The organism is Phytohabitans sp. LZ39 (assembly GCF_059359075.1).
In genome coordinates this window covers 169406-187388 of record NZ_JCADBM010000011.1, presented here as the reverse complement: position 1 = coordinate 187388, position 17983 = coordinate 169406, and the positions used below count along the sequence as shown (strand labels likewise).

The 17983-nt window shown below is 75.2% G+C and carries 17 protein-coding genes; 6 read left to right on the top strand and 11 right to left on the bottom strand.

From position 1 onward, the window contains the following. Positions 1 to 6 precede the first annotated feature (6 nt). Entirely contained in the window at positions 7 to 1074 is a 1068-nt protein-coding gene (locus AC5L36_RS22245) for a hypothetical protein (RefSeq protein ID WP_441218577.1), read from the bottom strand. Beyond that, positions 1071 to 1391, bottom strand: a complete 321-nt coding sequence (locus AC5L36_RS22240) for a PadR family transcriptional regulator (protein WP_441218773.1) — start codon at positions 1389 to 1391, stop codon at positions 1071 to 1073. The genes AC5L36_RS22245 and AC5L36_RS22240 overlap by 4 nt, the downstream gene beginning before the upstream one ends. Positions 1392 to 1509: 118 nt before the next feature. Between AC5L36_RS22240 and AC5L36_RS22235 the strand changes: the two genes are divergently transcribed. Both AC5L36_RS22235 and AC5L36_RS22230 read left to right on the top strand, forming a co-directional pair. Beyond that, the gene (locus tag AC5L36_RS22235; protein ID WP_441218575.1) at positions 1510 to 2553 is read left to right on the top strand and encodes a TRM11 family SAM-dependent methyltransferase; all 1044 of its coding nucleotides are present in this window, start codon (positions 1510 to 1512) and stop codon (positions 2551 to 2553) included. Positions 2554 to 2636: 83 nt separating this feature from the next. Continuing rightward, positions 2637 to 3650: an NADPH:quinone reductase gene (locus AC5L36_RS22230; RefSeq protein ID WP_441218573.1), complete on the top strand. Its 1014-nt coding sequence runs from the start codon at positions 2637 to 2639 to the stop codon at positions 3648 to 3650. Between the two features lie 180 nt (positions 3651 to 3830). Here AC5L36_RS22230 and AC5L36_RS22225 read toward each other — a convergent pair whose 3' ends face one another. Next, a complete protein-coding gene (locus AC5L36_RS22225; RefSeq protein ID WP_441218571.1) occupies positions 3831 to 4955 on the bottom strand; it encodes a glycosyltransferase family 9 protein in 1125 nt (374 codons plus the stop codon). 20 nt (positions 4956 to 4975) lie between these two features. On the opposite strand from AC5L36_RS22225, the gene rfaE2 reads away from it, so the two are divergent. Together rfaE2 and AC5L36_RS22215 are read left to right on the top strand one after the other, a co-directional pair. After that, a complete protein-coding gene (gene rfaE2 / locus AC5L36_RS22220) occupies positions 4976 to 6472 on the top strand; it encodes a D-glycero-beta-D-manno-heptose 1-phosphate adenylyltransferase (RefSeq protein ID WP_441218569.1) in 1497 nt (498 codons plus the stop codon). Then, positions 6447 to 7304, top strand: a complete 858-nt coding sequence (locus tag AC5L36_RS22215) for a glycosyltransferase family 2 protein (protein ID WP_441218567.1) — start codon at positions 6447 to 6449, stop codon at positions 7302 to 7304. Before rfaE2 ends, AC5L36_RS22215 begins: the two co-directional genes overlap by 26 nt. Before the next feature lie 444 nt (positions 7305 to 7748). On the opposite strand, the gene AC5L36_RS22210 is transcribed toward AC5L36_RS22215, so the two are convergent. From AC5L36_RS22210 to AC5L36_RS22195, 4 genes are read right to left on the bottom strand one after another with little or no spacing between them, the layout of a single operon-like run. Beyond that, a complete protein-coding gene (locus AC5L36_RS22210) occupies positions 7749 to 8165 on the bottom strand; it encodes a DUF2267 domain-containing protein (RefSeq protein WP_441218565.1) in 417 nt (138 codons plus the stop codon). 10 nt (positions 8166 to 8175) lie between these two features. After that, the gene (locus AC5L36_RS22205; protein WP_441218563.1) at positions 8176 to 9183 is read right to left on the bottom strand and encodes a glycosyltransferase family 9 protein; all 1008 of its coding nucleotides are present in this window, start codon (positions 9181 to 9183) and stop codon (positions 8176 to 8178) included. Continuing rightward, positions 9183 to 10121 (bottom strand): glycosyltransferase family 9 protein, encoded by a 939-nt coding sequence (locus AC5L36_RS22200; protein WP_441218561.1) that lies wholly within the window; start codon positions 10119 to 10121, stop codon positions 9183 to 9185. The genes AC5L36_RS22205 and AC5L36_RS22200 overlap by 1 nt, the downstream gene beginning before the upstream one ends. Next, complete coding sequence (locus AC5L36_RS22195; protein WP_441218559.1) at positions 10108 to 11259, bottom strand: glycosyltransferase family 4 protein; 1152 nt, start codon at positions 11257 to 11259, stop codon at positions 10108 to 10110. Before AC5L36_RS22195 ends, AC5L36_RS22200 begins: the two co-directional genes overlap by 14 nt. A 41-nt stretch (positions 11260 to 11300) precedes the next feature. Here AC5L36_RS22195 and AC5L36_RS22190 point away from each other — a divergent pair, with 41 nt between their 5' ends. Continuing rightward, positions 11301 to 12233, top strand: coding sequence for a sulfotransferase family protein (locus AC5L36_RS22190; RefSeq protein WP_441218557.1), 933 nt, complete (start codon positions 11301 to 11303; stop codon positions 12231 to 12233). Between the two features lie 32 nt (positions 12234 to 12265). On the opposite strand, the gene AC5L36_RS22185 is transcribed toward AC5L36_RS22190, so the two are convergent. From AC5L36_RS22185 to AC5L36_RS22175, 3 genes are all read right to left on the bottom strand, one after another. After that, a complete protein-coding gene (locus tag AC5L36_RS22185) occupies positions 12266 to 12682 on the bottom strand; it encodes a permease-like cell division protein FtsX (protein WP_441218556.1) in 417 nt (138 codons plus the stop codon). 43 nt (positions 12683 to 12725) lie between these two features. After that, complete coding sequence (locus AC5L36_RS22180) at positions 12726 to 13754, bottom strand: trypsin-like serine peptidase (protein WP_441218554.1); 1029 nt, start codon at positions 13752 to 13754, stop codon at positions 12726 to 12728. An 858-nt stretch (positions 13755 to 14612) separates the two neighbouring features. Further along, on the bottom strand, positions 14613 to 15791 hold the full coding sequence (locus AC5L36_RS22175) for an MDR family MFS transporter (protein WP_441218552.1): 1179 nt from the start codon (positions 15789 to 15791) through the stop codon (positions 14613 to 14615). Between the two features lie 60 nt (positions 15792 to 15851). Here AC5L36_RS22175 and AC5L36_RS22170 point away from each other — a divergent pair, with 60 nt between their 5' ends. Continuing rightward, positions 15852 to 16847, top strand: coding sequence for an ArsR/SmtB family transcription factor (locus AC5L36_RS22170; protein ID WP_441218550.1), 996 nt, complete (start codon positions 15852 to 15854; stop codon positions 16845 to 16847). Between the two features lie 316 nt (positions 16848 to 17163). Here the strand turns inward: AC5L36_RS22170 and AC5L36_RS22165 are convergent, their stop codons facing one another. Then, positions 17164 to 17961, bottom strand: coding sequence for an SAM-dependent methyltransferase (locus AC5L36_RS22165; protein WP_441218548.1), 798 nt, complete (start codon positions 17959 to 17961; stop codon positions 17164 to 17166). Positions 17962 to 17983 lie beyond the last annotated feature (22 nt).

The window sequence follows — 17983 nt, the reverse complement described above, 5'->3', positions numbered from 1 at the left end:
GCCGGGTCAGCCGACCTTCCGGGTGGTCGCCGCGCCCGCGCCGGACCGGGTGGCGGCGAGCGCGAGGCCGAGCAGCGCGGCGCAGGTGCCGGCGACGAAGAAGACGCTGAGGGTCGGCTGGCCGAGCCACTCCCAGAGTGGGTGCCAGACCGCGTGTGGCTGGTCGAGGTGGTGGCCGAGCATCGACGGCACGGCCAGCGCCGCCGGCGACCACCAGAGCAGGAGCGCGGCGGCCAGGCAGAGGGTCGGCGCCACGCGCCCCTCGGTCCGCCGGCTGGCCCAGCCGAAGACGAGCCACCCGAGCGCGGCGCCGAGCAGCACACCGGCGACGCCCGCGGGGAGCACGGCCGGCGGGGTGGTGCGCTGGAGGGCGACCGTCAGGTACGGCAGGTCGGGCTCGACGCGCGGGTCGGTGACGGTGACCCGGAGGAGCGTGTCGCCGCGCCGGGCCTCGACGGTGGTCATGGTGATCGTGGTCATGTCGGTGCAGCTGTCGTACGCCTCGGTGGTCCGCTGGTGGACGCGCCACCCGGCGTCGCGCAGGTGTGCCTCGGCGGCCGCGACCGCCGCCCCGCCGGGCATCGGGGGTGTGCCGGCGGCGCTGGCGGTGCCGGAGCCCTGCTCGTACTCGCCGCCGTCGAAGAGCAGGATCTTGTCGAGGTGGCGCAGCCGGACCCGCTGGCTGTACCAGGTGAACAGCGCCGGCGCGATCTGGACGTCGGTGAACCGGTGCTCCGGCGCCACCTCGGCGAGGATCGCGGCCGTCTCCGCGCGGTCGGGCATCGGGCGCCCGGTCTCCCAGGCGAGCCGGGTGGCGACGGCGGCGGTGAAGAGCCCGCAGATGGCGGCGGTGAGCGTGGCCCACACGGCGACGGTGCGGCTGGCCGGGCGGCCGAGCCGGGCGCGCAGGCCGTGCCGCACAAGGTTGGCCGCCTCGCGGAGGGTGGGGCGGGTGCGGCCGGGCGGTGCGGCGTCCATCAGCACGCCCACCAGCACCTCGCCGCGCGTCCGGCGGTAGGCGGGCGGGTAGGCGCGCAGCAGGCGCCGGTAGCGGCGCTCGAGTGCCCCGCTCACGCGCTGGCCGGCCGGTGGGCGCGGAGCCGGGTGCGGGCGGCGGTGGCGAGCTGCTGGAGGCGGGCGGCCTCGGCGTCGAGCGCCGCCAACCCGTCCGCGGTGAGCCGGTAGTAGCGGCGCAGCCGGCCGTCGACCCGCTCGTCGCGCTCGTGGGCGACGAGCCCCTCGGCGGCGAGCCGGTCGAGCGCGGTGTAGAGGGTGCCGGGCAGCAGCCGCACCCGTCCTTTGGAGACGGTCTCGACCTCCTGGAGGATGCCGTAGCCGTGGCGGGGGCCGTCGGCCAAGGCGGTGAGGATGAGGAACGTCGGCTCGCGCATCGCGGTCACGCCGGCACGATAGCTAAGTGATCAATCTATCGTCAAGGCGTTTGTCGATCCGCTCGAACGGGCATCCTCCTCCCTGAGCGATCACGCGCTGTGCGATACTCGCCCGACTATGACCGTGTACGCCCTGCTGATCTCGCCCGGCACCAACCGCGTCTACGCCGACTCGGCCGTCGACCTGACCCGCACCGAGCTCGACATCTTCGCCGAGTCGGTGCTCGGCGGGCGGATCGGCGGGTCGGAGGTCGCGACGATCGGCGGCGTGCGGTACGTGACGTTCGAGGCCTCCGGGCTGACCGGGCGCGACCTCGCCCTGCTCAGCAACATGTCGTCGGCCTTCGCCCTCTTCGAGCGGGTCGACCACGACCTGCTCCGCCCGGTCGAGCTGCACCGGCTGGACCGCTACGACGACGACCTGGTCACCATCCAGAAGTACGCCGGCAAGACCAACGAGCAGTTCACCAAGCTGCTGCTCAACGCCACGCTGCTGGCCAGCGCGTGGGCCGGTGAGCTGCTGGAGCGCCGCTTCAAGGTGCTCGACCCGCTGTGCGGGCGGGGCACGACCCTCAACCAGGCGCTGATGTACGGCTACGACGCGGCCGGCGTCGACCTGGACCAGAAGGACTTCGAGGCCTACCAGGCGTTCATCACCACCTGGCTCAAGCGCAAGCGGGTCAAGCACCGGGTGCTGGAGTCCGGTCCGGTGCGGCGCGAGCGGCAGGTCGTCGGGCGGCGGCTGCGGGTGGAGCTGGCACCGTCCAAAGAGGAGCGCAAGGCCGGCGAGAGCCAGCTCCTCGACGTGGTGAACGCGGACACCACGCGGGCCGGCGAGTTCTTCCGGCCGGCCACTGTGGACGTCGTGGTGGCCGACGCGCCGTACGGCGTGCAGCACGGCAGCCGTACCCCCGCCAAGGGCCTGGCCCGCGACCCGCTCGCGCTGCTGGCGGCGGCCGCGCCGGTGTGGGCCGGGCTGCTGCGGCCGGGCGGCGCGCTCGGCATCTCGTGGAATACGTATGTGGCCCGCCGCGAGGACGCCGCCGAGGTGCTCGCGAAGGCCGGCCTGGACGTGCGCGACGAGGGCCCGTGGGCGAGCCTGCGCCACCGGGTCGACCAGGCCATCGTCCGCGACGTCCTGGTGGCGACCAAGCCGGCCTGAGTCGCCGCTCCGCGCCGGATTGCGTACCACCGGACGGGGAACTTCGGTTAACTGACCGAGGGCCCACGTCTGGAGGAGCGCCGATGAGAGCGGTTGTGTACACCCGTACCGGGGATCCGTCCGTCCTGGAGGTCGTCGAGCGCCCGGTCCCCGAGCCGGGGGCGGGCGAGGTGCTGGTGCGGGTGGCGGTGTCGGGCGTCAACCCGACCGACTGGAAGTCGCGGCGGTCCGCCGTCCCGCCCGGCGGCTGGCAGATCCCCAACCAGGACGGCGCCGGGGTGGTCGAGGCGGTCGGCGAGGGCGTCGACGCGGGCCTCGTCGGCGAGCGCGTGTGGGTGTGGGAGGCCGCCTGGCGGCGCCCGTGGGGCACGGCCGCGGAGTACACGCTGGTGCCGTCCCGCCAGGTGGTGCGGCTCGGCCCGGCCTCGTTCGACCTGGGCGCGAGCCTCGGCATCCCGTTCCTGACCGCGCACCGCTGCCTCACCGCCGGCGAGAGCATGCCCGACCGGATCAACGCGGGCGCGATGGAGGGGCGGGTGGTGCTGGTGCAGGGCGGCGCGGGTGCGGTCGGCAACGCGGCGATCCAGCTCGCCAAGTGGGCCGACGCCACGGTGATCGCGACCGTCAGCGGCCCGGAGAAGGCGCAGCTCGCCGCCGCCGCGGGCGCCGACCACCTCGTCGACTACCGCGAGCGGGACGTGGTCGCCGAGGTCAAGCGGATCTCCCCGCGCGGCGTCGACACGATCGTCGAGGTCGCGCCGGTGGCCAACGCCGAGATCGACGTCGCGGTGGCCGCACCGCACGCCTGCGTCGCCGTGTACGCCGACGACGGCACCGGCTCGCTGGCGCTGCCGGTCCGCCCGCTGATGGCGCCGAACGCGCGCTGGCAGTTCGTGCTCGTCTACACGCTGACCGAGGCGGCCAAGGCCAAGGCGGTCTACGACGTCGCCGCCGCGGCCGCCGACCGGGTGCTGCGGGTCGGTCCCGACGCGGGGCTGCCGCTGCACTACTACCCGCTCGCCGAGGCCGCCGACGCGCACGCGGCCGTCGAGGCCGGTGCGGTGGGCAAGGTGCTGATCCTGACCAGTGACGACTGATTGCTCTGGCGCGCAGGCCGCGCGCCACCCATACTGGCGGCCTCCGAGGGAGGGAGGTCGATATGAGTAGGCGCGCACGTACCTGGCTGCTCGCCGTCCTGACCGCCGCCGCCACCGGCACCGCGGTGCTGATCGCGACGGCGGCGCAGGCCGGCATCCAAGGTTCCGGCTGACGGGCGGTCAGTAGCCGACACCCGAGCGGCTACCGGCCAGCGGGCCGGTAGCCGCGTGCCGCGGGTCGGTGAGGTCGTACACCGCCTGGAGCACCTCCTCCACCGGCACGTCATCCACAAAGGACTCACTGTGGAGGCAGCCGCCGCCGGGGCGCGCGGGATACAGGTCGCGCGTGCAGTCCGCACCGCACACCGGGCAGTGCACGCGCCACGAGGGCACCGGGCGGTGGCGGGCGCGAAAGGGCGGCGCGCTGTTGATGACGTTGCCGGCCCAGTAGACGCCCACCGTGGGCGTGCCGACCGCCGCCGCCAGGTGCAGCGGGCCGGTGTCGTTCGCGACCACCGCGGCCGCGCCGGCGAGCAGCCCCACCAGTCCGCCGAGCGACAGCTCGCCGACGAGTGTCCTGATGCGACTGTCCACCGAGGCCACTTCCGCCGCGACCGGGAGCTCGTCCGGTGTGCCGGTCACCACCAGCTCGTACCCCTGGGAAAGAAGCTCGCGCGCGACGAGGCCGAACCGCGCCGCGGACCAGCGCCGCCGCGGGTCGGTCGCGCCGGGGTGGATGACGACCCGGCGCCGCGACGGCGGCCCGGCGACCCGGCGGGCCTCGGCCACGTCGGCGGCGGTGACCGCGAGTGACGGCCGCAGGGTGACCGGCGCGGCGCCGACCAGCCCGACCACCTCCAGGTAGCGGGCGATCTCCGGCTGGTAGTAGACGTACGGGACCCAGCGGTCCAGGGGCGGGCTGCCCGGGGCCCGCAGTCCGGCGGTGACCCGCGCGCCGAGCGCGGCGGCGACACGGTTGCTGGTGCGGCCGCCGCCGTGGATCTGCACGGCGAGGTCGTAGGGAGCGGTGCGGGCCGCCGCGCGGAAGTCCTCCACGGGCACCGGCGTCTCCCCGGGCGCCGGCGGACGCAGCCCCTCGACCGGCGGGAGGATCGCCACGCCGTCGACCGGACCCGGCCGGCCGGTGAGCAGCTCCGCGTGGAGCGGGCCGCCGAGCAGCACGATCTCGGCCGCCGGGTACGCGGCCCGCAGCGCGTCGAGGGCGGGCAGCGCGAACACGAGGTCGCCGAGGGCGTTGGCGCGCAGGACCGCCATGCGCCCCACGCCGTCGACGAGGCCACCCATACCGGTTCGGCTACCCGGGAATGTCCGTGTTTATCCGCCTATCAACGTGGAAACCGGCGCGCGTGGAAGACTCAATCGAGGCGTGGGGCGGCCTCCCCGTGCTCGTGGTCGGCGACGTGCTGGTGGACGAGTGGCGGTTCGCGGACGCCGACCGGATCTCCCGCGAGGCGCCCGCACCGGTGCTCACCCTCCGCCGCCGCCAGCTCTCCGCCGGCGGCGCCGGCAACGCGGCCGTGAACCTTGCCGCGCTCGGTGCCCGCCCCGCGCTCGCCGCCGTGGCCGGCGTGGACCCCGCGGGTGAACGCCTGGCCGCCCGCCTCGCCGCCGACCGGGTCGAGGACCGCATGGTTCGGGTACCCGGCCGCGCGACCCCGGTCAAGCGCCGCCTGCTCGCCGGCGGACAGATCGTGGCACGCGAGGACGAGGCCGGCGGCGGCCCGCTGCCACCCGCCGCGGTCGACGACCTGATCGCCACGCTGGAGCGCGCGCCCGAGCGGGTGCTCGTCGTGGCCGACTACGGCCTCGGTGGCCTGCCCGAGCCGGTGCGCCGGTGGCTGGTGCGGCACCGCGAGCGCTTCGCGCTGGTCGCGCTGGACGCGCACGACCTGCGCCCCTGGCGCGACCTCGCGCCCACGGTGATGACCCCGAGCCTGGCGGAAGCGGGCGGCCCGGGATCGGCCGGGAGCGCGGCGCGGCGGCTCTCGGAGTCCGGCGCGGGTTCGGCCGGGAGGGTGGCGCGGAGGTTGCGCGAGGAGTTCGGGGCGCAGGTGGTCGCCGTGACCCTGGGCGGCGACGGCGCGGTGGTGGCCGGCCCGAACAGCACGCACGCCACCCGCGCCGAAGCCGCGCCCGAGTCGCACACGGTCGGCGCCGGCGACGCCTACCTGGCGGCCATGACCCTCGCCCTCGCGACCGGCGCCCCGGTGGAGACCGCGGCCGAGGTGGCCCGGGCGGCCGCGGCCGTCGGTGTCGCCTGCGAGGGCACCTGCGTCTGTCACGCCGAACAGCTCCGCGCCGCCCTCACCGGCCAGGCCACCCTGGTCGAGGCGGACGGCCTGGACCGCATCGTGCGCCGCAAGCGGGCCGAGGGCGCCCGCGTCGTGTTCACCAACGGCTGCTTCGACGTGCTGCACCGCGGCCATGTGAGCTACCTGTGCCAGGCCCGCGAGCTGGGAGACGTGCTGGTGGTGGCGGTCAACTCGGACGCCGGCGTACGCCGCCTCAAGGGCCCGGACCGCCCGGTCGTGCCGGTCGAGGACCGCGTCGCGGTGCTGGCCGCCCTGTCGTGCGTGGACCACGTCGTGGTCTTCGACGAGGACTCACCGGCCGCGCTGATCGAACGCGTGCGGCCCGACCTCTACGTCAAAGGCGGCGACTACCCGCCCGAGCTGGTCCCCGAGGCCGCCCTGGTCCGCCGGCTGGGCGGCGAGGTACGCACACTCGGCTACGTCCCGGACCGCTCCACCTCCGTGATCATCGACCGGATCCGCCGTGGACCGACCGCTCGACACCGGTGACCCGGCCGCCTTCCGCGCACCCCGCGAGGTGGACGTCCTCGTCCCCACCCGCAACCGCCCCGCCGCGCTGGCCACCACGCTTGCCGGCGTGGCCGCCCAGGAGGGCGTCCCCTTCGGCGTGGCGGTCAGCGACCAGTCCGACGGCCCACCCGGCTGGACCGACCCCGCGGCGGCCGGCATGGTGCGCGTCCTGCGCCACCGCGGCCACCCCGTGCTGCTGGGCCGCCACCAACCCCGCCGCGGCCTGGCCGAACACCGCGCCCACCTGCTCGCCCGCTCGTCCGCCCGCTACGTACTCTGTCTGGACGACGACGTCTGGCTGGAGCCCGCCACCCTGGCCCGCCTGGTGGCCGCGATCGCCGAGCTACGGTGCGGCTTCGTCGGCAACGCCGTGCACGGACTGTCCTATCGGGACGACGTGCGCCCTGATTCACACCGGCAGTTCGAGCCCTGGACGGGCCGCCCCCACCCCGAACGCGTACGCCCCGGCAGCCCCGAGTGGTGGCGCGCCGGCCTGCACGCCGCCGCCAACCTGCTGCACGTCACCGAAAAGCTCCGGCTGGCACCGGGCGAATGGCGCCCGTACAAGGTCTCCTGGATCGGCGGCTGCGTACTCTTCGACCGCGCCAAGCTCGTCGACTCCGGCGGCTTCGACTTCTGGCGCCGGCTCCCGCCCGACCACCAGGGCGAGGACGCGGCAGCCCAACTCGCGGTCCTGGAACGCCACGGCGGCGCCGGCATCGTCCCGAGCGGCGCCTTCCACCTGGAGGTCCCCACGACCGTCGTCGACCGCGGCCTGGAAGCGTGGGAGGTCACCCTGCGGACCTCATGACCCATCCGCCCCCGTCCGCGTCACCTGCGGACCGTTTGCTCCCGCGGGCACCGTTCCCGGCCGGCGGCTCGCAGCGCTCGCCGAAACCCCCCGGCCGTCCACTGCCGGGTCCGCGGTGCAAGCCCCTCGGCTCCTCGACTTTCCGGCGTCGGGCTCCGGACGGGGCTGGTCTTCTTGGTCGGTGGGTGGTTGCCGTGGGAGCCGCGCCGTATGCCATCGTCCAGGCTGTGCCGAGCAGACCAGCGCCGGGCCCGCCACGGCTCGGGCTTCACGCGCTGGCTGTGGCGTAGGGGCTGACCGGCCCGACCGGCGGATCGCCGGCCCCACCTTCCACTGTTTGGGAGATGTGGCTCGGCATGTGGGCTGCGTCATGATCGTTATCCCGAGCTCAAATCGTCCTAACAGGAATTCAGAGGCCCAGCCACCCGACGCCGAGCGGCGAAGCTAGTCGTGTTCGTGGCCCACGGCGTGGACCGGGTCGGGGAAGAGCTCGCGCACGTCGTCCGGCAGTTGGACCTGGGCCTCGTACACCGCGCCCGGTGACACCGCCTCGGTGAGCTCGGCCAGGACGGCGCGGGCGTAGCGGCGGGCCTGCGCCTCGTCGGTTTCGCAGGCGAGCGCGATCCGCGCCACCGGGTCCTCCCGGTTGCGCGGGCCGTCGTCCCATGTGGACGGTTCGCCGGGGTGGCGGACGAAGGGCCGCAGTGCCGCGGGCAGCCCGTCGGCCAGGTAGGCCGCCTCGCCGGCCGGGAGGCGGTCGCCCAGCGCGCGGAGGACGGCGTGCACGATGTGGTCGGCGCCCGCGCGTTCGCCGCCGGGTTCGAGGTGTGGGCGTACGTGGTCGGTGAGTTGATCGGTCACGTCACGGCGGTTACCCGGACGCGGCGAGCCGTAACGCGGCCCGCGCGACGTCGTCGGGTGGGATGGCCAGGCACTCCAGGGCGTACGGGCACCGCAGCTGCCGGCACGGCGCGCACTCCGTCGGCACCGTGAGGATCGTGGCGGGTGTGTCGCGCGGGGCGTACTGGGAGGCCTGTTCCGTGCCGGCGAAGAGCACGACCACCGGCCGCCGCAGCGCGCTCGCCAGGTGGGCGCCGCCGCTGTTGTTGCACACGACCACGGCGCTGCCGGCGACCAGCGCGGCGAGGCCGGGCACGTCGGGTGTGGCGGTGACGCCCAGGTCGGCCTCCCGCGGCGAGCCGGCCACCACGACCCGCAGGCCGGCCTCGGACAGCAGCTCGGCGACGCGAGCGAAGCGTCCGGGCGGGTAGCGGCGCGAGGCGCAGGAGGCGCCGGGTAGGAGCAGCGCGTAGGGCTCTTCCGGGCGTGTGCTCGCCGCGAGGTTCAGCCGCAGGTCGGTGCCGGCCGGGGGTACGCCCACCCGTTCCAGCACGTGCAGCATGCGGTCGACCTGGTGGATGGCGTCGGGTGGCGCGGGCACCCAGTGGGTGAGGCCCGCCCCGCCGAACTCCTTCGACGCGCCCACCCGCACCGGCACCCCGGCCAGCCGGCACAGGTACGCGGCCGGCCACGGCGACTGGGAGAACGACGTGAGCACCACGGCCGCGTCGTAGCGGCCGCCGGCGATGCGGCGGACCAGGGCGAGGTCGGCGTCCGGGGGTACCGCGCCGGCGTCGAGCTGCTGCCACGACACCGAGGCGGTGAGCACCGCGTCGACGTGGGGGAGCAGCGGTGCCACGGCCGCGCCGGCGGGTGCCGCGAGCAGGTCGAGCCGGGCGTGCGGGGCGGCGTGGTGCAGCGCGCGTACCGCCGGGCCGGCCATCACCACGTCGCCGAGGTTGTCCGGGCGCACGACCAGGACGCGGCGCAGCGCCGCCCAGTCGACCGGCGGGCCGGCGAGGGCGGCGGGGTGTTCCATCACGCCAGGCTCCGGACGACGGCCTGGGCGACGGCCGCCGCCGGGATGTCCGCCATGCACGCCGGTTCGGTGGGGGAGAGCGGGCAGTCGCCGTGCCACCAGCAGACCTGGGCGGTGATCGCGGTCGGGCGGCGGTGCGGGCAGCCGGGCAGCCCTTGCAGGTGCGCGCCGAAGCCGTACCGGCTGGCGAGCGTCGGGCCGAACAGCGCCACCGTCCGGGCCCCGCTCGCCGCCGCCACCCGCAGCGGGCCGGTGTCGCCGCCCACGACGGCGCCGCCCCGCCGCCCCACCTCGGCGAAGAAGGCGGCGAGCGCGCGCAGGTCGCCGTGCGGCATCGGCACCAGCGGGACGCCCAGGCCGTCGAGGAGGGCGGCCAGTTCTTTCCAGCGGCGTCCGGGCCAGCGTTTGACCGCCATCCCGGCGTCCGGGATCAGCACGACCGGCCGTCGGCGGACCGGGCCGAGCCGCGCCGCCAGCACGCGGGCGCCGTCGGCCCGCTCGCCCGTCGCGAGCCGCAGCTGGGGCACGGGATCCACTGTGGACGGATCCAGGACGCCCTCCGCGCACAGGATCCGCAGGTAGCGGGCGCCGACCCGCTCGTCGGGCGGCGGGCCGCGCCACAGGTCGGTGACGCAGCGGGCCCCGGAGGCGCGGAGCAGGTCGGGGATGCCGCCGTACCGCGTGGTGGTGACCGCCAGGTCCGGCGGCCGCTCGGCCAGCGCCGCGATCACGGCCTCCCGCTCGGCGCCGGCCGCGGCGACCCGCACCGCGCCGACCGCCGGATCGCCGCGGAGCAGGCCGGCGCCCGGCTCGTGGGTGACCACGCGCAGCCGCGCGCCGGGGTGGCTGGCGGCGAGCGCGTGGATGGCCGGCAGCGCGATCACCAGGTCGCCGATGCCGCCGAGCAGGTCGACGAACAGGATCTCACCGAACCGCATCGGCCAGCACCCGCTCGTACAGCGCGACGTGCGCCCGCACCACCGCGGGCCAGGTGTGCCCGGCGGCGAGCGCCCGCCCACCGGCGGCGAGCCGGGCGCGCAGCGCCGGGTCGACCAGCAGCCGGCGGACCGCGAACGCGACGGCGGCCGCGTCCCGCCGGATCGGGATGGCGACCACGTTCTCGCCGTCGCGCAGCCGCGGGTCCGGCTCGTCCGGGACGGTCACGGCCGTGGGCACGCCGTGCGCGAGCGCCGCCAGCAGCGCGCCGCTCTTGACCGACACGCCCGAGGTGAACGGCAGCACCGCGCCGTCGGCGGCCGCCAGCAGCGCCGACACTTCCGGCGCGGGCAGATAGCCGGTGAACGTGACCGCGCCTTCCACCCCGCGCCGCGCCGCGAGTGCCTCCAGCTCGCGGCGGAACGCGCGCGCCTCACCCTCGGGCAGCGCCTGCGAGGTGAACCCGCCGGCGACCACCAGGCGCAGGCCGGGCCGGATGGACCGCAGGGCGGGGAGCGCGTCGAGCAGGTAGCGCACGCCCTTGACCGGGTGTACGAAGCCGAAGAACACGAGCAGGAAGTCCCCGCCGTACCGGCCGCGCGTCTCCGCCCGGTCGGCTTGCGGGACCGGGTCCACGTTGGGCGCGATGGGGATCAGCACCGCCCGCCGCCCGGTCCGTCGCAGCACCTCGGCGCCGTGGTCCGGGTTGGTGACGACGACGGCGCGGCTGGCCGGCACGAGCAGGGCGGTCTCCCGGTCCCACAGCCGCAGCTTTTCGAGGGGTCGCCACGCCGGCCCGGGTATCCAGCGCGGCGCGGTCCACCACCCGTACTCGTGGATGGTGGTGACCAGCGGCGTGCCCGGCGGCAGCAGGCGCGGCAGGAGACCGGGGAAGGCGGAGAAGCGGTACGCCGACGGCGCGAACTGGACGTGTACCAGGTCGGGCCGGGTCCGCCGCACCTCCTCGGCCGCGGCGACCGTGGCGGCGAGCCAGCGGCCGGGCGCGGGCGGGCGGAGCGGCACGGCGTCGACCTCCACGCCGGCCCCGCCGAGCGCGCCGGCCAGCCGCTCGGCGTAGTCGCTCACCCCGTCGAGGTGGGCCGGCGCGGGCCCGGTGATCATCGCGGTCCGGATCGTCACCGGCGACGTTTGCCCCTGAATTGCCCGGGTATGCCCGGCCGGTGAGCGCGCTCTCCTTTCTCGTCGTCGGTACGCCGCGCTCGGGGACCACGCTCACCCAGCGCCTCTGCTGCGAGCTGCCCGGCGTGGCGATGCCCCCGGAGACCCATTTCCTGCACCGGTACGCGCCGCGGCTGCTCGCCCGCCGCCGCTTCCCGCTGACCCGGCGCGAGGTGGCGCGGGAGCTGGACGACTTCCGCCACCTGCCCACGAGCGACGGCCTGCGGCTGGACACCGGGGAGGTGCTCGACCTGGTCGGGCGGCGCTGCGACACCCTGCTGGACTTCTTCGCCGCCGTGGTGGTGGCGCTGTGCCCGCCCGCGGCCCGGTACGGCGAGAAGACGCCCGAGCACCTGCTCTGGTGGCGGCCACTCGCGGACGCCGACCCGGGGCTGCGGCTCGTCGGCGTGGTCCGCGACCCGCGCGCGGTCGCCGCCTCGCACCGCTCGGTGCCGTGGGGCGTCGAGGACGCCGCGGTACTCGCCGAGGAGTGGGCCCTCGACCAGCGCCAGCTCCGCGCCGCCGCCCGCCATCTCGGGCCCGGGCGGTGCCTGCTGCTGCGGTACGAGGACGTGGCCGCCGACCCGGACGCGGCCCGCCGCCAGATCGGCGCCCTGCTCGCCGTGCGACCGGGCGGCCCGGCGGCCGCGCCCGAGGGCATCGTCCACGAGTGGGAGTGGTGGAAGTCGAGCGCCCTGGACGCGGTGACCACCGACCGCACCGCGGCCTGGCGGGAGGTGCTGCCGGACGAGGACGCGGCCGCGATCGAGGACATCGCCGGCCCGGAGATGGCCGCGTTCGGCTACCTCGACCACCCGCCGGCGGTACGCCGCCGCGCCGGGCCCGAGGTCCGCGAGCGGCTGTCGGCGCGCCTGCACCGGGTCCGCCGCCTGGCACCGCTCGCGTTCGGCCGAACCGGATACTCGCCCACGTGAGAGGAGCTGCCGACCTGAGCGCGCCGCCGCGCTCAGCCGGGGGACGGCGTCGGCGTAGGCGCGATCTCCACGTCCTCGACGCCGGGCAGCCCGCGCAGGCGGCTCGCCGCGACCTCGGCGGCGGCCTGGTTGGCCAGCGTCAGGCGGTAGGACGCGGGCACGGTCTCGGGCCGAGGGGTGTCGGGCCGCCCGTGGTAGACCCGCTTGAGCTCGGCGAACGCCTGCGCCGCGCTCATGAACCGCAGCCCGGACGCGCCCGGCTCGTCGCGCAGCGCCGCCTCGATCGCCTGCTTTTGCTCGGCGGTGGCGTCCTGGCGGAGGAGCACGACGACCTGCACCGGCTGCGCCGCGACGGCCGGCCGGGGTGGCGGCGGAGCCGCGGCCGGCGCGGAGCAGGCGGCGAGCGCGGCCGCGGCCACGAACGGCAGGAGAGCCAGGACCCTTCGCATGCCGCCTAATCTGCCACGACCGCCGCCCCCGCCGCTGACCCGGCTACAGGCGCCTGGTCCGGTTGTAGAGGCGCAGGGCGGTGCCGTCGAAGTACGGCGTGATCATGATGGTCGGGTCGACGAGCCGGTCGATGCGGCTGTTGACGCCGTACAGCAGGCCGAAGCGGCCGTCCCAGTCCATCAGCCAGCCGCCGCCGCTGGAGCCGCGCGTCATGTCGCACGGGATCTCGATGCGCTGGCCGGGCGGCGTCTCGCCCGACGAGTCCGGCGACGAGATCCCGTGGCAGCGCCTCAGGTCGCCGCCGTCGAACGGTGGCTCGGCGGGGTAGCCGAACGCGTCGACGCGCACGAACCGGCCCCGGTTGACGGTGAAGCCCTGCCCGCCGAGCCGGGTCACGATGTGCGCGCCGTCCAGTGTGTTCATGACGGCCACGCCCATGTCCTCGGTGAGGTCGCCGGACGCCAACCAGCCCGGCGCCGCGAACAGGCGGGACGCCGTCCACGTGCCGAACGGCCGCGGGTCGGCCAGGTCGTCGTCGAAGCCGGGCACGAACGCCCAGTTGCCCGCCTGCCCGTCGGCGCAGTGCCCGGCGGTCCACACGGTGTCCTTGCCCTCCGAGTTGACCACCGTGCCGGAGCAGATGAAGTCGAGGCCCTCCGGGTTGCTGCCGAAGACCTTGCCGCTGGTGCGGGCGGTCGGGTGGTGCGGCGCGAGGTCGGGGTCGCTCCCCGCGGCCGGTGGGAACGTCGCCGGTGCGCCGGCCTCGGCGGGCCGGTGCGCCGGTCCACTGTCGACGTACCGCCGCACCGCCTCCCGGTACGCCGGCAGCTCCTCGGCGGGCTTCGCGGCCCGCATCCGCGCCGGCGTCCAGTACGCCACGATCGCCTGGTGCTCGGTGGCCGTGGGGCCGAACGCGGCGCGGCCGGCGGCCCACGCCGCGGCCGTGGCGCCGGGATCGAAGCCCGCTCCCGGCGCCGGCGCGGCGGACGCCGGCTGGCCGAGCGCCAGCACGGGCACCAGCGCGATCGCCACCCACGTCGACCGTCCGACCCTGTTCGCTGCGACTGTCACGAGACTCCCTTCGGGTGCGCGGCTCGACGTGGAACAGCTGGGTCGGTGCGTACCCCCGTTGACGCCAACCACGGCTGTCGATGGTAGCGGCGCGCCGCACGCGTCCGGTCGGCCGACCCTCCGTCCAGTGTGGAGGACCGCGGCGCGGCGGCCACAAACCCGGGCCGGCGAAGCCGACCAACGCTCGCCGAAACCCCCGGCCTCCGCTGCCAGGCCCGCGGTCCACGATCCACCGATGAGGGCCTTCGCGGGCTGGTTGCGGCTGGTCTGTCGGGCTGAGCGCACCGCTGCGTTCACGCCGTTGTGCGTAGGGCGGTGGGCCGATGGGGGTGGCCACTCTAGGGAAGCAGAGCAAAGGCTTCTCGCGCGTACCTACCAGGCCCGGGGCCGTGAGGCCCGGCGCAGCCGCCGGGGTGAGCGCGACCAGCGGTTACGCGTGTGGTGGCGCTCCGGCAGATTTCCCCCGTCCGCGTCAGTTGGAGACCGTATGCTCCCGCGGGGACCGCTCCCGGCCGGCGGCTCGCGGGGCGAGCCGAAATCCCCGGCCGTCCACTGCCAGGTCCGCGGGGCAAGCCCCGAAGGGTGACTTCGCGGGGCCTAGCTCCGCCATCTGGAATCTCGCGCCGCTCACACCGCCGCGGCGGTTACCGGCGGCGACGAAACCCGCAGCTTTCCCAGAGCGCCGACCCGGGAACAGGCATTGTGGGCAAACAGCGACCGTCGCGCGGCCCAACGGGGTGAGCGCGACCAGCGGCGGACGGGTGAGGCCGCGGGAGCAACGGTCCGGACCACGACGGACATCGCGGTAGCTCAAATCTCCGTCCTAAAGGAATTCAAAAGCCCGACTCCGAAAGGTCTCTAGACGGCGGTGCGGTGGCGGATGGCCGGGCCCAGCGCGAGCATGCCGGCGGCGGTGAGCAGCCCGACCGCGCCGACCGTGAACCACAGCGCACCCATGCCCACGGTCAGCAGCCGGCTGCCGGCCAGCGGCGCGACGACCGAGGCCACCGCCCAGGCGAAGCCGAACAGGCCGGAGTACCGCCCGCGCAGGTGGGCCGGGGCGAGCGTCGCCACGATCGTGCCGCCGATGCCGGCGGTGACGATCTCGCCGGTGGTCCACAGCACCACGGTCAGCGCGAGGTGCGCGGCCGTCGTCGCGAACGCGGTCGCCGCGAAGCCGACCGCCATCACCGCGAGGCCGAGCGCCATCACGCGGGGCGGGTCGTAGCGACCCAGCCGGCCGGAGACCAGCGGCTGGAACGCGACGATGAGGATGCCGTTGAGCGCCATCGCCATGCCGAACTCGCTCGTGCCCAGCCCGGCCACGTCGGTCATCGCCACCGGCAGCATGGTGACCGTCTGGAGGTACACCAGCGCCTGGCCGAACGTGATCACCGTGAACGCCACCATCGTGCGGTCGCGCAGCACGGCACCGAAACCGCCGGCCTCGGTGCCGCCGTGTACCGGCCGCGTCTCGGGCACGGCCCGCCACACCAGCACCGCGAACACCGCGCAGGTCACCGCGTCGGCCCAGAAGAGCCAGGAGAAACCGAGCCGGGCCAGCCAGCCGCCGGCGACCATCGCCACCGAGTACCCGAGGTTGATGGCCCAGAAGAGGAGGCCGAACGCCTTCGGGCGCAGGGCCGGTGCGACGAGGTCGGCGACGAGCGCGCTGGAGGCCGGCCGGTAGGCGTCGATCAGCAGGCCCAGCACGAACATGCCGGCGAGGATCGCGGGAAGGCTGGTGCTGTACCCGAGCGCGAGCATCACCACCGCGGTCGCGACCATGCTGCCGGAGAGCGTGGCGCGGCGGCCGATCCGGTCGGTCAGCAGGCCGGCGACGAGCTGTGAGATCAGCGAGCCGACCCCGAAGAGCGTCATCGCGAGGCCGGCGACCGCGACCGAGAAGCCGCGCGCCTGGGTCAGGTACACGCCGGTGAACGGCATGACCATCGTGCCGAGGCGGTTGACGAGCGTGCCCGCCCAGAGCGCCCAGAAGGGACGCGGGAGGGTGGCCCGCTCTGCGGTGATCGTCACCGGCACAGCGTGGGTTCCGGCGCCCCCTCCTGGCGAACGTCTTAGCGTAAGCTAAGACGAATGACGGTGACCTGGCTGCTCGGGCCCGACGACGTGGCCCGCATCCGGTTCGCGTACTCGCCGATGTGGGAGCTGATCGCCAGCCTCCGCACGCTCAGCGACCCCACCCGCCAGGCCATCCACCGCCCCTGGGTGACGGCCGTGCGCCCGCGCCTCGCGACGTTCGGCGCCGGCCTGGCCGAGCTCTTCGCGCTGGTCCCGCCGGAGGGCTACATGCCCGACTTCCTCACCCCGCCGCCGGAGGCGCCGGCGCCGTCGTTCCCGTCCGAGCTGGACCGCATCAGGCGCACCCCGCCGCAGACCGCGCACGCCGAGGTCAGCCGCCTCGCCGCGCAGGTGCCGAAGGGCTCGGCCCTGGGCCGCTCGCCGGCGATCCGCGGGTTCCTCGACGACCCGGCCGCCGGCATCGAGCGGGTCGCCGGCACGCTCGCCCGTTACTGGGACGCCTGCCTGCGCGAGCACTGGCCGCGGGTGCACGGCCTCCTCGAGGCCGACGTCATCCGCCGCACCCGCACCCTCGCCGCCGGCGGCGCCCGCGCCCTCTTCGACTCGCTCAACCCCGCGGTCACCTGGACCGGCGACCGCCTCCACATCGACCGTCCACATTGCCTGATCGAAGGCCCGCACGGCGACGGCCTGGTGCTGGTGCCCAGCGCGTTCCACTGGCCGGCGGTCGCGGTGATGTCCGCGCCCTACCAGGCGATGCTCGCCTACCCGGTCGCCGGCGTCGGCACCCTCTGGGACGACACGCCCCCACCCGCCCCCGACGGCCTGGCCGCGCTGATCGGCCGCAGCCGCGCCCGCATGCTGGTGGCCCTCGCCGAGCCCGCCACCACCACAGCGCTCGCCCGCCGCCTGTCGCTCACCACCGGCGCGGTCAGCCAACACCTGTCGGTCCTGCGCGGCGGCGGCCTGGCCGTCGGCAAGCGGGTCGGCAAGGAGGTCTACTACCGCCGCACCCCCACCGGAGACGCCCTCACCCAGAGCGCCTCGTAACCCGCCCGCGCGCCGTCAGGCTGACCACGCCGTGCGCGGTCCGGACCGCTGTCGGAACGCGGGCAGATCTTGGTACGGAGAGGCCCCCATAGGGGCCGATAAATACCAAGATCTGCTGGCGGCCTGTGGGCTTGCACCGCGGGCCCGGCAGCGGACGGCCGGGGGTTTCGGCTCGGTCTACGAGCCGCCGGCCGGGAGCGGTGCCCGCGGGAGCAAACGGTCTACAAGTGACGCGGACGTGGGCAAATATCTCTTTCGACGCTCGCGAAGGGCGAGACACCCCACGTCGCGGCGTCGACACTGTGGACGGCGTGGGTTACGGCTTTCGGGCGACGGCGCCGTAGGCGTCGATCGCCACCGGGTCGGGCTCGTCGGGGCGCCACAGCGGGATGGGCACGAGGCCGGGCTCGACCAGCGTGAGCCCCTCGAAGCAGGTGGCGAGGTCGTCCGGGGAGCGCAGGATGTAGGGCACGCCGCCGCTCTGGGCCAGGCGTTCGGCGCCGTCGACCACGGCCTGGCTGGTGTCGGTGCCGTCCCACAGCACGAGGTAGCTGCCGGACGGGGTGGCGCCGCTGACCCGGCCGACGATCTCGCGGACCTTGTCCATGTCGGGCTCGTAGCCCATCACGCCCATGAACATCACGGCGATCGGCTCGTCGAAGTCGAGCGACTTTCGGGCCTCGGCCACGATGAGGTCCGGGTCGTGGTAGTCGGCCGGCACGTAGGTGGTCAGACCCTCCGACGTGGTGTTGGCCAGCAGCGCGCGGGCGTGCACGAGCACCATCGGGTCGTTGTCGACGTACACGATGCGGGACTTCGGCGCCGCGGTCTGCGCGACCTCGTGCGTGTTCTGCATGGTGGGGAGGCCGGTGCCGACGTCGATGAACTGCCGGATGCCCGCCTCCGCCGCGAGATGGCGCACCACGCGGATGAGGAAGCGCCGCGACTCGCGGGCCATCACGACGATCTCCGGGTACACCTCGGCGACGGCGTCGCCGGCGAAGCGGTCGGCCTGGAAGTTGTCCTTGCCGCCCATCCAGTAGTTCCAGATGCGGGCCGCGTGGGGCACGTCGGTCTGGAGCTTCGCGGCGAGCTCGCCGTCGGGGTCCACCATGGACGAGATCCTACTCAGCGCC